Source organism: Pseudomonas sp. RIT288, assembly GCF_000631985.1.
GTDB lineage: Bacteria > Pseudomonadota > Gammaproteobacteria > Pseudomonadales > Pseudomonadaceae > Aquipseudomonas.
In genome coordinates, this window is the sequence record NZ_JFYN01000044.1 from 112,990 (window position 1) to 126,827 (window position 13,838).

The following is a 13,838-nucleotide window of genomic DNA, read 5'->3' on the forward strand; positions in this document are numbered from 1 at the left end:
GAGAATAATAAAAAATGCACGACAACCATTTGAGTCGCCATGCCCAACAGGTTCTCACCGTCAGTCAGGGCAAGCCGCACCTGCACGGACCCGGTGCCGATCCGTCGATTGCCCGCTCGTGGCTGCGCTGTCTTGAGGACTATCACCTCGATCCGGCCCTGACCATGGCGCCCACCGTACTCGAACACGGGCGCGTGCTTGAAAGCCGCGAACGTCTGCAACAAGTGTTGCAGATCGCCGGCAATGAAATGAGCAGCCTGCATCAACAACTGTCCGGCGCCGGTCATGCGGTGCTGTTGACCGACGCGCGCGGGGTGATCCTCAACTGCGTCACTGCACCGGCCGAACGCAAGATTTTCGAACGTGCCGGCCTCTGGCTCGGCGCCGACTGGAGCGAAGCCTGCGAAGGCACCAACGGCATCGGCACCTGTCTGGTCGAGCGCCAGGCACTGACGATCCATCAGGACGAACACTTTCGCGGACGCCACACCGGCCTGACCTGCTCGGCGAGCCCGGTGTTCGACCCGCACGGTGAACTGCTGGCGGTGCTCGACGTGTCCTCGGCGCGCCACGATGTTTCGCGGCAGAGCCAGTTCCACACCATGGCGCTGGTCAATCTGTCGGCGAAGATGATCGAGAGCTGCTATTTCCTGCGCTGCTTCGATAACCAATGGCTGCTGCGTTTCCATCTTCAGGCCGAGTCGGTCGGACTGTTCAGCGAAGGGCTGCTGGCGTTTGACGGGGAAGGGCGGATCAGTGCAGTCAACCAGAGTGCGCTGAACCTGCTCGGGCATATTCGCGGTGGTTTGCTCGGCAAACCGGTGGAGGCGTTTTTCGACTGCTCGCTGGACGAGTTGCTCGGTCGTGCCAGCGCCAATGCCAGCGCCAGTTGGCCGCTGCGCACCCGCGACGGGCGGCATCTGTTCGCCTTGCTGCGTGGCGAATCGCGCAAACCGGCGCCGATCATGCCAGCCCCGGTCGGTGCCAAGTCTCAAGCGCCGGCGAACATTTGCCTCGGCGACGCGACGCTGCAAGCGGATTTCCGCAAGGCGCTGCGAGTGTTCGAGCGCGACGTGCCGCTGCTGATCAACGGCGAGACCGGCTCCGGCAAGGAGGCCTTCGCCAAGGCTGTGCATCACGCCAGCCAGCGCGCCAACAAAGCCTTCGTCGCCCTCAATTGCGCGGCGATCCCCGAGAGCCTGATCGAGAGCGAGCTGTTCGGTTATCGCGGCGGCAGTTTCACCGGTGCGCGCAAGGACGGCATGCGCGGCAAGCTGCAGCAGGCCGATGGCGGCACGCTGTTTCTCGATGAAATCGGTGACATGCCGCTGGCGCTGCAAACCCGTTTGTTGCGGGTGCTGGAAGACCGGCAGGTGGTGCCGATTGGCGGCGAGCCGGAGGCGGTCAACGTGCGGATCATCAGCGCCACGCACCGCAATCTGCTGGAACGGGTCGAAGACGGCAGCTTCCGCGAAGACCTGTATTACCGGCTCAATGGCCTGGAAGTTGCGTTGCCGGCGCTGCGCGAACGCAGTGATAAATCGCAGTTGCTGGATTTCCTGCTGGCCGAGGAGGCACGCGGCGAAGTGATTGTGATCGACGAATCGGCGCGCCAGGCTTTATTGGCCTTCAACTGGCCGGGCAACGTGCGGCAGTTGCGCAATGTCCTGCGCACATTGGCGGCGTTGTGTGATGAGGGCCGGATCGGGCTGGAGGATCTGCCGGCGATGATTCGGCAGGGGCGGCCGCCAGCGGCGGAATCCATTCCCTGCGAGCAGCCTCTCGAGGATGCCGAACGATTGGCGTTGCTCAATACACTTGAACGCACGCGCTGGCACATGACTCACACCGCCGAGCAACTCGGTGTGAGCCGCAACACCCTCTACAGAAAGCTGCGCAAACACGGCATCGCCCGAACCGCATAAATCCCCCTGTAGGAGCTGCCGAAGGCTGCGATCTTTTGATCTTGTTCTTTATAGGATCAAAAGATCGCAGCCTCGTTGCACTCGTCAGCTCCTACAGTCGTGGTCGTGGTGGTGATCAGCTAAAGAGTGCGATTTCCCCCTCCCTGCGCTAACCTGCGGCCATGTTTTACGAGGTCGACTATGCACATTCATATTCTGGGTATCTGCGGGACTTTCATGGGCTCGATGGCGGTTCTGGCCAAAGAGCTGGGCCATCACGTGACCGGCTCCGACGCCAACGTCTATCCCCCGATGAGCACGCAGCTTGAGGCCCAGGGCATTCAACTGACCCAAGGCTACGACCCGGCTCAGCTCGATCCGGCGCCGGATCTGGTGGTGATCGGCAACGCCATGTCCCGCGGCAACCCGGCGGTGGAATATGTGCTGAACAAAGGCCTGCCGTACGTCTCCGGCCCGCAATGGCTGGCCGATCATGTGCTGCAAGGACGCTGGGTGCTGGCGGTTGCCGGCACGCACGGCAAGACCACCACCAGCAGCATGCTCGCCTGGGTGCTGGAACACGCCGGCATGAGCCCGGGGTTCCTGATCGGCGGGGTGCCGCAGAATTTCTCGGTGTCCGCACGTCTGGGCGGCACACCGTTCTTCGTGATCGAGGCTGATGAGTACGACAGCGCGTTTTTCGACAAGCGTTCGAAGTTTGTCCACTATCGTCCGCGCACCGCGATCCTAAACAACCTTGAGTTCGATCACGCCGACATCTTCCCGGATCTGCCGGCGATCGAGCGGCAGTTCCACCATTTGGTGCGCACCATTCCGAGCGAAGGTCTGGTGATCCATCCGACCACCGAGCCTGCCTTGCAGCGAGTGATCGAGATGGGCTGCTGGACCCCGGTGCAAACCACCGGCGTCGGCGGGCAGTGGCAGGTCAAGTTGCTCAAGGACGATGGCTCGGCGTTCGAAGTGATGTTCGAAGGCGTGTCCCAGGGCACTGTCGAGTGGGATTTGACCGGTCAGCACAACGTCGCCAACGCCTTGGCTGCGCTGGCAGCGGCGCGGCATGTCGGAGTGGTGCCGTCGATGGGCATCGCCGGGTTGAGCGCATTCAAGAACGTCAAACGCCGCATGGAGAAAGTCGCCGAAGTGCGCGGCATCACCCTCTACGACGACTTCGCCCACCACCCGACCGCGATCGCCACCACCCTCGATGGCTTGCGCAAGCGCATCGGCGACGCACCGCTGATCGCGATCATCGAGCCGCGCTCCAACTCGATGAAGCTCGGCGCGCACCGTGACGGTCTGCCGGACAGCGTGGTCGATGCCGATCAGGTGATCTGGTACGCCCCGGCCAACCTCGGTTGGGATCTGGCAGCCACCGCCGCGCTGTGCAGCGTGCCGTCGATTGTCAGCGATTCGCTCGAAGGCATCATCGAACGGGTGAAGAGCCAGGCCCAGCCCGGCACCCACGTGGTGATCATGAGCAACGGCGGCTTTGGCGGCCTGCACGGCAAGCTCGCCGAGGCGCTGAAATGAACACTTTTGCCCAGGACGGCCCGGAACGCATCACGCTGGCGATGACCGGCGCGTCCGGCGCGCAGTACGGTTTGCGCCTGCTCGACTGCCTGGTGCGGGAAGATCGCGAGGTGCACTTCCTGATCTCCAAAGCTGCGCAACTGGTGATGGCCACTGAGACTGATGTCACGCTGCCGCCCAAGCCGCAGATGATGCAGGCGTTCCTCACCGAGTACACCGGGGCGGCCGCCGGGCAGATCCGCGTGTACGGCAAGGAAGACTGGATGTCGCCGGTAGCCTCGGGTTCCGGCGCGCCAGCGGCGATGGTTGTGGTCCCGTGTTCCACCGGTACCTTGTCGGCGATTGCGACGGGCGCGTGCAACAACCTGATCGAGCGCGCGGCGGACGTCACCTTGAAGGAGCGCCGCCAGTTGATTCTGGTACCGCGCGAGGCGCCGTATTCGAGCATTCATCTGGAGCACATGCTCAAGCTGTCGAACATGGGCGTGACCATCCTGCCGGCCTCGCCGGGTTTCTATCACCAGCCGCAGACGATTGATGACCTGATCGACTTCGTCGTGGCGCGGATTCTCAATCTGCTGGGCATTCCTCAGGACATGCTGCCGCGTTGGGGTGAGCATCATCTGAGCAGCGATGAATAAGCTGCTGGCAATTGTGCTGGCGCTGCAACTGGCCGGTTGCGCCACCGCGCGCACGCTGGATGCCGCCAAACCTGGCGCGCCGGTGGTGTATTCCGGAACGCGCCTGGATTTGTATGCGATGAATGGCGGGTGCTGCGCGATGGATCGCTTCGGGGCTGAAGCGCCGAGTTATCCGGGGGTGGATCTGCCGGCGAGTGCGTTGCTCGATACGCTGCTGTTGCCGTTGTCTTTGCTGACCGTGATTGGCGTGGGGTTTCAGGCGACCGGCGGATTGTAAAGATCTAAAGATCGCAGCCTTCGGCAGCTCCTGCAGAGTGAACATGAATCCCGTGTAGGCGCTGCCGAAGGCTGCGATCTTTTGATTCTGGGAGTGCTTTGCACTCCATCGCAGCAGGCTGGCTCCCACAGGGATACGCGGTGCAAATGTGGGAGCGAGCCTGCTCGCGAAAGCTTTCTGCCAGGCGCTTTGGATTACTTGCCGAGCTTGCGCAGCTCATCCGACTCGATCACCCGCACCCCATCCTGTTCTTCCAGCGCCAGGCGCCACATCGCGCGGGCCAGTTGGCAGGCTTCGATGCCGCGGTACTTGCCCGGAATCAGTTTGGAAAACGGCGCCGCCAGCTGTTCGCCCAGACGCGGTTCGGTGCGATCTCCCAGCAATAGCGATGGCCGGCAGATAGTCAGCTGCGGCCAGTCCTGCGCGCGCAATGCCTGCTCCATCTCGCCTTTGACCCGGTTATAGAAAATCGATGATTTCGGATCGGCGCCCAGTGCGCTGATCACGATCAGGTGCCGCGCGCCCATCTCCCGCGCGCGTTTGGCGAAGGCCACGACCATGTCCAGATCCACCGCGCGGAACGCGGCTTCGGAACCCGCCTGTTTGATCGTGGTGCCGAGGCAGCAATAGGCAATATCGACGCGACCACTGAGTTGCGGCAGAAACGCCTGCGGGTCGCCCACCGGGTTTTCCAGGTGCGGATGTTCCGCCAGCGGCCGGCGGGATGGGGCGAGCACGCGGCTGATCGTCGGCTCGTTGAGCAAACGGTCGAGCAGATGTTCACCGGTCAGTCCGGTGGCTCCGGCAAGCAATACGTGCTGAGGCGTCAAGTACATAGTGTTTCTCCCTTGATACTGTTCAGCTTAGTTGCTGTTTCTCGCTCCGTCGTTCAACGCAGCACTCTGCAAAGCTTTTCTTGCCTGCTGTTTACGCAGCAGTTGCCAGTGCGCCAGCACGGTTTTCGGTGCCCAGATCTGTGGCTCCGAGGCTTCGAAGTTGTCCGCCAGTTCGCGCTCGGCGACGGTGGCCTTGGCCAGTTTGAAAGCCTGCTCCAGGTCGTCGGTCTGGTTCAGCGCCTGAGCGAACAAGGCATCGCCGAAGTAGGTGAAGTTGGCTTCTTCCGAACAACCGAACGACACGCGATCGGCACGCGAGGCGGTCATGATCAGTGTGCGCTCATCTTTCAGCGCGGGGATGAAACCACCGGAATAGCACGATGAAATCACGATCACCTTGTCGCGATTTTTCAGCGGTGCCAGCACCGTGGCGAGTTCGTCGGCGGGCAGGTCGGCCAGCTCCATGCGCGGCTGATCGAGCACCAGTTCGTGTTCGGCGGTGCCGTGGCTGGTCAAGTAGATGAACACCAGGTCTTCCGGGCCGCTGCGCTCGGCCAGGGTCTGCGCGGCGCGGCGCAGGTTCTCGCGGGTTGCCATCGGCCGGTCGACGAGGTGGTCGCGGTGGTTGACCAGACGAATCTGGCCGTAAGCGCCGAAACGTGTGGTGAGCATGTTGGCGACGTAGTCGGACTCGCGCAGGAACACGCTTTGTTTTCCGTCGCCGCCGAGGGTCAGGGTGTACAGCTCGACTGCTGGCGTCGAGGCAGGCACGGCGGCCAGCGCGTCATCGAGCAGGCGCCCTTGGGCCAGCAAGCCGAGTTCGAGGGTGTCGGGCAGCAGCTTGCCATCGGCATCACGCACGCGCTGGCCGTTGATCCAGGTGCCGCTGAGCACGGTACCGTCGGTCAGCACCAGGGTGCCGCGTCCGGCGTAGCTGTCGCCGTCGAACCCGCCGATGTAGAAGCTGCCGTCAGACAGGTTCAAGCGGCCCTGACCGCTGAAGCGCCAGTCGTTGAAGAAGCCGATGTAGTGGCTGCTGTCGGCACCGATCAATTCGCCCTTGCCGGTCAGCGCGCCTTCCTTGAACTGGCCGAGCCACACGTCGCCGTCGGCGTTCTCGTAGCGGCCCTTGCCGTGCAGCTGGCTGTTCTTGAAGCCGCCGACATAGATGTCGCCATCGGCACTGTTGAACGTGCCGTTGCCTTCGAGCTGGCCGTTGACGAAATGGCCGCTGAACGTATTGCCGCTGGCATCACCGCGCTGGCCTTCACCGTTGGGTTTGCCGTGGGCGAACTGGCCCTGATAGGAGCTGCCGTCGTCCATTTCCAGACGACCCAGCCCGGAATACTGGTCAGCCTTGAACTCGCCACGGTAGGTCATGGCGTTTTCTTTAAGGGTGCCTTCGCCATCGCGTCGGCCCTGCTTGAAACCGCCGGTGTAACTGCTGGCGTTGGTGGTCAGGCTGCCCTGGCCATCGAACAACCCCTGCTGGAACTGGCCGCGATAGACTTCGCCGTTGCTGCCGTGCCACTCGCCCTGGCCATGCCATTGGCCCTTGTCGAACTGTCCGGCGTACCAACTGCCGTTGGGGTAGTCGACGCGGCCCTGGCCTTGCAGCAAGCCGTTGACCAGTTCACCGCGATAGCGTCCGCCGTCCGGCAGCCGTGCATCCGGGGGCAACAGCGACTCGCCGTCGCCGCACGCGGTGAGCATCAGGGTCAGGGCAAGGGGTGCAAGAGAAGCGAGTGGGCGCATAGCGGGATCCGGGCAATTAGGCGACCGAGTATGCCGCAGCTATGTGACCTTATACAGCCGGGAAAACAGCGCTGATGCGAAACAGCGTGCGCTGTTTCGCATCCAGAGGCTTATACGAAGCAGAGCGACAGCGGTTCGGCGATATAGGCCGGTTTGTCCGAGCCTTCTATCTCAAGCGTCGCGGTGGCCTTGAGCAGCCATTGACCGGGTTTTTTCTCGGTCACTTCGGCCAGATCGACTTTCAGGCGCACTTTTGAATTGACCTTCACCGGCTGAATGAAACGCACGCTGTCCAGACCGTAATTGACCACCATCTTCAGGCCTTGCGGCAGCACGAGGATGTCTTCCATCAGTTTGGGGATCAGCGACAGTGACAGGAAACCGTGAGCAATGGTGCTGCCAAAAGGCGTTTGCGCGGCTTTGACCGGATCGACATGGATGAACTGATAATCCCCGGTGGCTTCGGCGAACAGGTTGATGCGTTCCTGATCGATGGTGAGCCATTCGGAACGTCCGAGTTCCTTGCCGACATAATCTTTGAGCTCTGCAACTGGAACATAGGGCATTGAGACTCTCCTTGGGTTCATCGGTTTTATAGTTTTTCAGGTGGGTGATTTGACCGCCCTGCGAACCACTGTAGATCAACATGGCGATTTGCTCCGGTCAACCGACCATGCTTTTGGCGAATGCCGATCCATAGCGCAGCCGTGCTTATAATGCCGAGGACTTGCGGGGGGAGATGTCTGATGTTGTTACGTGGCCTGACCATGCTGGTGCTGTTCCAATTGCTCGGCACCGCACTCAACCATTTGCTGTTGCCGGTGCTGCCGGGGCCGATCATCGGCCTGCTGCTGTTGCTGGTGTTCCTGATCATTCGCGGTGAAGTCGGCGAGCCGCTGAACCTTGCCGCCGGCAGCCTGTTGCGTTATCTGCCGTTGCTGCTGGTGCCGCCGGCGGTGGGCGTGATGGTTTATGCGAGCGACATCGCCGCCGATTTCTGGGCAATTGTCGGCGCGCTGGTGCTGTCGTTGATTCTGTCGATGGCCTTTGCCGGGGTGCTGATGCAACGGCTGGTCAAGCGGCACGCGCCGCGCTCGGAGGAATCCTGATGCTCTTCGATTGGCAAGGTGCCTGGGCTTCGGTCATTCATCATCCGCTGTTCGGCATCGGCATCACCCTCGGTGCCTATCAACTGGTGCTGGCGGCGTTCGAGAAAACCCGCTGGATCTTTCTGCAACCGGTGCTGGTCTCGATGCTGTTGGTGATCGGCGTGCTGGTCGGCTGCGGCCTGACCTACGCCGAGTACCGCAAGAGCACCGAGATCCTCAGCATTTTGCTGGGCCCGGCGACGGTTGCGCTGGCAGTGCCGCTGTATCTCAACCTCAAGCGCATCCGCCAATTGTTCTGGCCGATTTTTACTACGCTGGTGATAGGCGGCGTGGTCGCCACGGGCATGGGCGTGTTGCTCGGCTGGTGGTTCGGTGCCGAGCACATGATCCTGATGACCATGGCGCCGAAGTCGGTGACCTCGCCGATTGCCATGCTGGTGGCAGAGCAGATCGGTGGCGTCGCGGCGCTGGCGGCGGTGTTCGTGCTGATCACCGGGGTGATTGGCGCGATCTTCGGCCCGGCGTTGCTGACCCGGCTCGGCGTGCACAGCCCTGAAGCGCGCGGCATGGCGCTGGGCATGACCGCACACGCGGTCGGTACTTCGGTGGCGCTTCAGGAAAGCGATGAGTGCGGCGCCTTCGCGGCGCTGGCGATGAGTCTGATGGGCGTGGCCACGGCGGTATTCCTGCCGTTGGCGGTGTCGATGGTGGTGTAAGGAAATGTCTATGAGTCTGCCGCTTTTTCCGCTGAACACAGTGCTGTTTCCCGGCTGCAACCTCGACTTGCAGATCTTCGAGGCGCGCTACCTGGACATGATCGGCCGCTGCATGAAACAGGGCGGCGGTTTCGGCGTGGTGTGCATCCTCGACGGCGATGAAGTCGGCGTCGCGCCAGAAGGCTTTGCCCTGGTCGGCTGCGAGGCGCGGATCACCGATTTCCAGCAACAGGACAACGGCCTGCTGGGGATTCGCGTACAGGGTGGGCGGCGTTTTCAGGTGTTGCGCACTGAGGTGCAGCGCGATCAGTTGATCCTTGCCGACGTCGATTGGCTGGACGACGAACCCGAGCAACCGCTGCAGGACGAAGACGCCGATCTGGTGGCGCTGCTCAAGGCCTTGGCCGAGCACCCGATGGTCGAGGCGTTGAACATGGGCACCGAAGCGCTGGGGCAGCAGTCGCTGGCCAATCAACTGGCGTATCTGCTGCCGTTCGCCGAAGAAGACAAGATCGACCTGCTGCAGCTCGACGATCCGCAGCAGCGACTGGATGCGATCCAGGCGCTGCTCGATGAACTTCAGGGTGAGCTGTTCGCCTGAACCGTCGAAAAACATCGCAGCCTGCGGCAGCTCTTGCAGGGATTGGTTTCAGATTCGCGCGTTGGCGCGGGTGTGAAATGAAATCCCGTGCAGGAACTGCCGCAGGCTGCGATCTTTTGATTCTCAATAAGCGTAACGCAACATCGTGTCCGGCAAATGCCGCAGAACAAACAGACTGAACAGCACCAGCAGCGCCGGCAGAATCAGCCACCAGACCTTGAACGGCATGGCGTTGAGCGGCGCCTTGCGCTGGCTCAGCCACAAGCCCGACGCACACACGCACGCCGCCAGCATCGCGCCCGCCAGAATATCTGTCGGCCAGTGCGCGCCCAGATACACCCGCGACAAAGCAATCGACAGCGCCGGAATACAGCCAAGCAGCAGCCAGGTCAGACGCATGCGCGGCGGTTGTCCGCGACCGGCGAGGACCGCGAGCACCAGAAACAGTGCGAACGAACCGGAGGCATGGCCGCTGGGCATGCTGTAGCTGGTCAGCGGATCGGTCAGCACTTCCGGACGTACCCGGGCGAAAAACTGTTTGGTGACGGTATTCAGTAGCGCGGTGCACAGCAGCGTACCGCCGGCAAAAATCGCCTGACGCCATTGCCGACACAGCAGCAACAGACCGGTGAGCAGAGCGCTGAACATCAGCATGTTGCGGAATTCACCGATCAGGGTGAACGTCACCGCGATTTCATCGAGCATCGGCTGACGATGTTCCTGCACCAGGGTCATCACGCCCTGGTCGAGGGCGTGCAGATACGGATAGCCAATAAACAGCCCGATCAGAATCAACAGGCTCATGCTGCTGATCCAGATCGTCGCGCGGCGATGCTGGCGCAAGCTGCTGTTGACGCTCAGGCCGACCATCACTGCAATACTGGCGGCGACGATGCCGGCCTGCAGCCAGAAACCTTCCGGCAGCGGCAGACGGATCGCCGCGCCAGTGGCCCAACCCGGCAGCAGGTAGGCGACGCTCCAGCCGGCAGCGGCCAGCAGGCTGACGGCGGCGAAACGCGGGAAAGGCATGTCGCACATTCCGGCGACCATCGGCAGCATTGGCCGCAGCGGGCCGATAAAGCGGCCGACCAGCAGACTGGCAATGCCGTAACGCTGGAAGTAGGTTTCGGCCCCGGCCATCCATTCCGGATGGTGGCGCAGCCCCGGCAGGCGGCGAATGTTCTGGTGGAAGTGGCGGCCGAGAAAGTACGAAATCACATCGCCGAGAATCCCGCCGAGAAAGCCCAGCAGCAGGGTTTCACTCAACGACAGTGCGCCGCTGCCGGCCAGTACCGCAACGGCAAACAGCAACACCGTGCCGGGCACGATCAGCCCGGCAATTGCCAGGCACTCCACGCAAGCGACGATAAACACCGCAGCCGCCAGCCACTGCGGATTGGCGGCGAGCCACCCGGTCACGCTATCGAGCCATGGGCCCATACACACAACTCCATTTTATTGATCACCCTATGCAGGAGCTGCCGCAGGCTGCGATCTTTTGATCTCTTAAAAGCAAAGATCGCAGCCTGCGGCAGCTCCTACACAGGTTTGTGTTTACAGCAGGAAATAATCGCGACCTTCGACCTGACCCCGGCGCAGAGGGTTCCGCGTACACCACTGGGCATACGCGGCGTCGACGAAGCGGTACATCAGGTGTTCGTCGCGGCCATGGGGGATGCCCAGGCGAGTGGTCTGGATAATCTGGGTCGGCGCCGGCCCGGTGTCTTCCACCAGCATCAGCTCATGATCGAACCGCTTGGCGTCCCACATCTGCACCTTCAGCCCAAGCGCCTTGCAAAGCAGCGTCTGCCCGGCGCAAAGCTTTTGCGAAGGACGCGGCCGGCCCTGGGCATCGGGATTGTTCAGCAGCATCTGCGCCAGACTCGCCGGCCCGCTGATTTCATCGACCCACGGGTAGGCGGACTTGATCAGCACCGCGTTGCCCGGCCCCTGAGCGCTGAAGTTCAGCGAATCACCACCCCGGGCGTAATACATATAGATGTGCCCGCCATCCAGAAACAAAGCCTTACGTTTTTCCGTGTAGCCGAGCGATGCATGACTGCCTTTTTCCGCGCAGTAATAGGCTTCGGTCTCGATGATCCGGGCGCTGAGCCACAGATCGCCGACCCGATGGCGGATGACTTTGCCGAGCAGATCGCGGGCCAGCACTTGTGCGTCACGGTCGAAAAAAGCGTCCGGAAGGCCCAGAGGCAGGCGCTCGGCAGTGGCGCGAACGGTCAGATTGGACATGGCAAACGGTGTTTATCCAGGCGAAGGAGGTCGTGATGATAACAATCCGCGGCTTAATTACGGCTGAACGTCGGCAATTTGCAGTCCATTTCGACCATCCGCCTGTCACCGCTGTTAGTCCCGGGACGTGACAGCTATAATCTGCCGCTTTCCTCTTTGCCAAGACCCCAGCAGACCATGACTGAGTCCGTTCTTGACTACATGACCCGATTGGGTCGCGCCGCCCGCGAAGCTTCCCGGGTCATCGGCCGTGCCAGCACCGCGCAGAAGAACCGCGCCCTGCAGGCTGCTGCCAATGCGCTGGACGCTGCTCGCGCCGAGCTGGCTGCAGCCAATGAACAGGATCTGGCGGCCGGTCGCGCCAATGGGCTGGAGCCGGCATTGCTGGAGCGTCTGGAGCTGACTCCGGCGCGCATCGACGGCATGATCGTCGGCCTGCGTCAGGTGGCGGCACTGCCAGACCCGGTCGGTGCGATCCGCGACATGAGCTTCCGTCCGTCCGGTATTCAGGTCGGCAAGATGCGCGTACCGCTGGGCGTTATCGGGATCATCTACGAATCCCGGCCCAACGTGACCATCGATGCCGCCAGCCTGTGCCTGAAGTCCGGCAACGCGACCATCCTGCGTGGTGGCTCCGAGGCGATTCATTCCAACCGGGCGATTGCCGCTTGCATTCAGCGCGGTCTGGCCGAGGCCGAATTGCCGGCAGCCGTGGTGCAAGTGGTCGAAACCACCGACCGTGCCGCCGTCGGCGCGATGATCACCATGCCCGAGTACGTCGACGTGATCGTCCCGCGCGGTGGCCGTGGCCTGATCGAACGCATCAGCCGCGATGCCCGCGTGCCGGTGATCAAGCATCTGGACGGTATCTGCCACGTATTTGTCAGCGAGCACGCCGATCTGGCGAAAGCCCAGCGCATCGCCTTCAATGCCAAGACTTACCGTTATGGCATCTGCGGCGCGATGGAGACCTTGCTGGTTGATCAAAGTGTTGCCAAGGATTTCCTGCCTTCGATGGCTGCCCAGTTCCGCGAAAAAGGCGTCGAGCTGCGTGGTTGCGAACGCACCCGGGCGATCATCGACGCGGTGGCGGCCAGCGAAGACGACTGGAGCACCGAGTATCTGGCGCCGATCCTGTCGATCCGTGTGGTCGACGGACTGGACCAGGCCATCGAACACATCAACCATTACGGCTCGCATCACACCGACTCGATCGTCAGCGAAAACCTCGCCGACACCCGGCGTTTCGTCGCGGAAGTCGACTCGGCGTCGGTGATGATCAACACCCCGACCTGCTTCGCCGATGGCTTCGAATACGGATTGGGTGCCGAGATCGGCATTTCTACTGATAAGCTGCATGCCCGCGGCCCGGTGGGCCTCGAAGGACTGACCTGCGAGAAGTACATCGTGGTCGGTGATGGCCAGTTGCGCGGCCAGGCGACGGTCTGACTTGACCGACCTCGACCTCACAGCGCCGCTGCCTGACGGCGAACTCCGACCCCGGCGCATCGGCGTACTGGGCGGCACGTTCGATCCAGTACACATCGGCCATTTGCGCAGTGCGCTGGAAGTCGCCGAAGCGCTGCTGCTCGACGAGCTGCGCATGATGCCCAGCGCCCGGCCGCCGCACCGCAATACGCCGCAGGTGTCGGCGCAGGACCGGTTGGCAATGGTTGAGTGCGCGGTGGCCGGAGTGCCGCCGCTGGTGGTGGACGCCCGCGAATTGCAGCGGGACAAGCCGTCCTACACCATTGATACCCTGGAGTTGATGCGTGCCGAAATGGCCGCCGAGACCCAGGTTTTTCTGCTTTTGGGCTGGGACGCATTTTGCGGCCTGCCCACTTGGCATCGCTGGGAAGAGTTGCTCCAGCATTGCCACATCCTGGTGCTACAGCGCCCGGACGCCGACAGCGAACCGCCGGATGCCTTGCGCAACCTGCTGGCAGCGCGTTCGGTGAGCGACCCGCTGGCCCTGAAAGGGCCGAGCGGACAGATTGCATTCGTCTGGCAGACACCGCTCGCGGTTTCCGCCACCCAGATCCGTCAACTGCTGGCCAGCGGTAAGTCGGTACGTTTCCTGGTGCCCGACGCGGTCCTGGCCTACATCGATGCGCACGGTCTGTACCGTGCGTCGAACTGAACAAGGCGTGCTTCACTGATACGAATCCACGTATCGCCAAGCCGCCGAATATACGAGC

14 protein-coding genes are annotated in these 13,838 nt (G+C 62.4%); 9 read left to right on the forward strand and 5 right to left on the reverse strand.

The genetic code is table 11. The features are described from left to right. Nucleotides 1-14: 14 nt before the first annotated feature. The 4 genes from BW33_RS27265 (at nucleotide 15) to BW33_RS27280 (ending at nucleotide 4,373) form a co-directional block, all read left to right on the forward strand. Nucleotides 15-1,925 carry a sigma-54-dependent Fis family transcriptional regulator gene (locus tag BW33_RS27265; protein ID WP_047602531.1) on the forward strand — a complete coding sequence of 637 codons (1,911 nt, stop codon included), beginning with the start codon at nucleotides 15-17 and terminating at the stop codon, nucleotides 1,923-1,925. A 180-nt stretch (nucleotides 1,926-2,105) separates the two neighbouring features. Continuing rightward, on the forward strand, nucleotides 2,106-3,455 hold the full coding sequence (gene mpl, locus BW33_RS27270) for a UDP-N-acetylmuramate:L-alanyl-gamma-D-glutamyl-meso-diaminopimelate ligase (protein WP_047602532.1): 1,350 nt from the start codon (nucleotides 2,106-2,108) through the stop codon (nucleotides 3,453-3,455). Next, complete coding sequence (gene ubiX, locus BW33_RS27275; protein ID WP_047602533.1) at nucleotides 3,452-4,096, forward strand: flavin prenyltransferase UbiX; 645 nt, start codon at nucleotides 3,452-3,454, stop codon at nucleotides 4,094-4,096. The genes mpl and ubiX overlap by 4 nt, the downstream gene beginning before the upstream one ends. Continuing rightward, nucleotides 4,089-4,373 (forward strand): YceK/YidQ family lipoprotein, encoded by a 285-nt coding sequence (locus BW33_RS27280; RefSeq protein WP_047602534.1) that lies wholly within the window; start codon nucleotides 4,089-4,091, stop codon nucleotides 4,371-4,373. The genes ubiX and BW33_RS27280 overlap by 8 nt, the downstream gene beginning before the upstream one ends. A gap of 194 nt (nucleotides 4,374-4,567) precedes the next feature. Here the strand turns inward: BW33_RS27280 and BW33_RS27285 are convergent, their stop codons facing one another. From BW33_RS27285 to BW33_RS27295, 3 genes are all read right to left on the reverse strand, one after another. After that, nucleotides 4,568-5,209, reverse strand: coding sequence for an oxidoreductase (locus BW33_RS27285; RefSeq protein ID WP_047602535.1), 642 nt, complete (start codon nucleotides 5,207-5,209; stop codon nucleotides 4,568-4,570). A gap of 27 nt (nucleotides 5,210-5,236) precedes the next feature. Then, a complete protein-coding gene (locus BW33_RS27290; protein ID WP_047602536.1) occupies nucleotides 5,237-6,964 on the reverse strand; it encodes a C13 family peptidase in 1,728 nt (575 codons plus the stop codon). A 110-nt stretch (nucleotides 6,965-7,074) separates the two neighbouring features. Continuing rightward, the gene (locus tag BW33_RS27295; RefSeq protein WP_003228575.1) at nucleotides 7,075-7,530 is read right to left on the reverse strand and encodes a MaoC family dehydratase; all 456 of its coding nucleotides are present in this window, start codon (nucleotides 7,528-7,530) and stop codon (nucleotides 7,075-7,077) included. A gap of 180 nt (nucleotides 7,531-7,710) precedes the next feature. On the opposite strand from BW33_RS27295, the gene BW33_RS27300 reads away from it, so the two are divergent. The 3 genes from BW33_RS27300 to BW33_RS27310 are packed head-to-tail and all read left to right on the forward strand — an operon-like array spanning nucleotide 7,711 to nucleotide 9,390. Next, nucleotides 7,711-8,073 (forward strand): CidA/LrgA family protein, encoded by a 363-nt coding sequence (locus tag BW33_RS27300; RefSeq protein WP_047602537.1) that lies wholly within the window; start codon nucleotides 7,711-7,713, stop codon nucleotides 8,071-8,073. Then, on the forward strand, nucleotides 8,073-8,789 hold the full coding sequence (locus BW33_RS27305; RefSeq protein ID WP_007960614.1) for an LrgB family protein: 717 nt from the start codon (nucleotides 8,073-8,075) through the stop codon (nucleotides 8,787-8,789). The genes BW33_RS27300 and BW33_RS27305 overlap by 1 nt, the downstream gene beginning before the upstream one ends. A 10-nt stretch (nucleotides 8,790-8,799) precedes the next feature. Next, on the forward strand, nucleotides 8,800-9,390 hold the full coding sequence (locus BW33_RS27310; RefSeq protein WP_047602538.1) for an LON peptidase substrate-binding domain-containing protein: 591 nt from the start codon (nucleotides 8,800-8,802) through the stop codon (nucleotides 9,388-9,390). Nucleotides 9,391-9,513: 123 nt separating this feature from the next. Here the strand turns inward: BW33_RS27310 and BW33_RS27315 are convergent, their stop codons facing one another. Together BW33_RS27315 and BW33_RS27320 are read right to left on the reverse strand one after the other, a co-directional pair. Continuing rightward, complete coding sequence (locus tag BW33_RS27315; protein WP_047602539.1) at nucleotides 9,514-10,830, reverse strand: bifunctional DedA family/phosphatase PAP2 family protein; 1,317 nt, start codon at nucleotides 10,828-10,830, stop codon at nucleotides 9,514-9,516. A gap of 114 nt (nucleotides 10,831-10,944) precedes the next feature. After that, nucleotides 10,945-11,640: a DNA-3-methyladenine glycosylase gene (locus tag BW33_RS27320; RefSeq protein ID WP_047602540.1), complete on the reverse strand. Its 696-nt coding sequence runs from the start codon at nucleotides 11,638-11,640 to the stop codon at nucleotides 10,945-10,947. A gap of 177 nt (nucleotides 11,641-11,817) precedes the next feature. Here BW33_RS27320 and BW33_RS27325 point away from each other — a divergent pair, with 177 nt between their 5' ends. Next, the gene (locus BW33_RS27325; RefSeq protein WP_047602541.1) at nucleotides 11,818-13,089 is read left to right on the forward strand and encodes a glutamate-5-semialdehyde dehydrogenase; all 1,272 of its coding nucleotides are present in this window, start codon (nucleotides 11,818-11,820) and stop codon (nucleotides 13,087-13,089) included. Beyond that, entirely contained in the window at nucleotides 13,058-13,780 is a 723-nt protein-coding gene (gene nadD, locus BW33_RS27330; RefSeq protein WP_047602542.1) for a nicotinate-nucleotide adenylyltransferase, read from the forward strand. The genes BW33_RS27325 and nadD overlap by 32 nt, the downstream gene beginning before the upstream one ends. The last annotated feature ends 58 nt before the right edge of the window (nucleotides 13,781-13,838 follow it).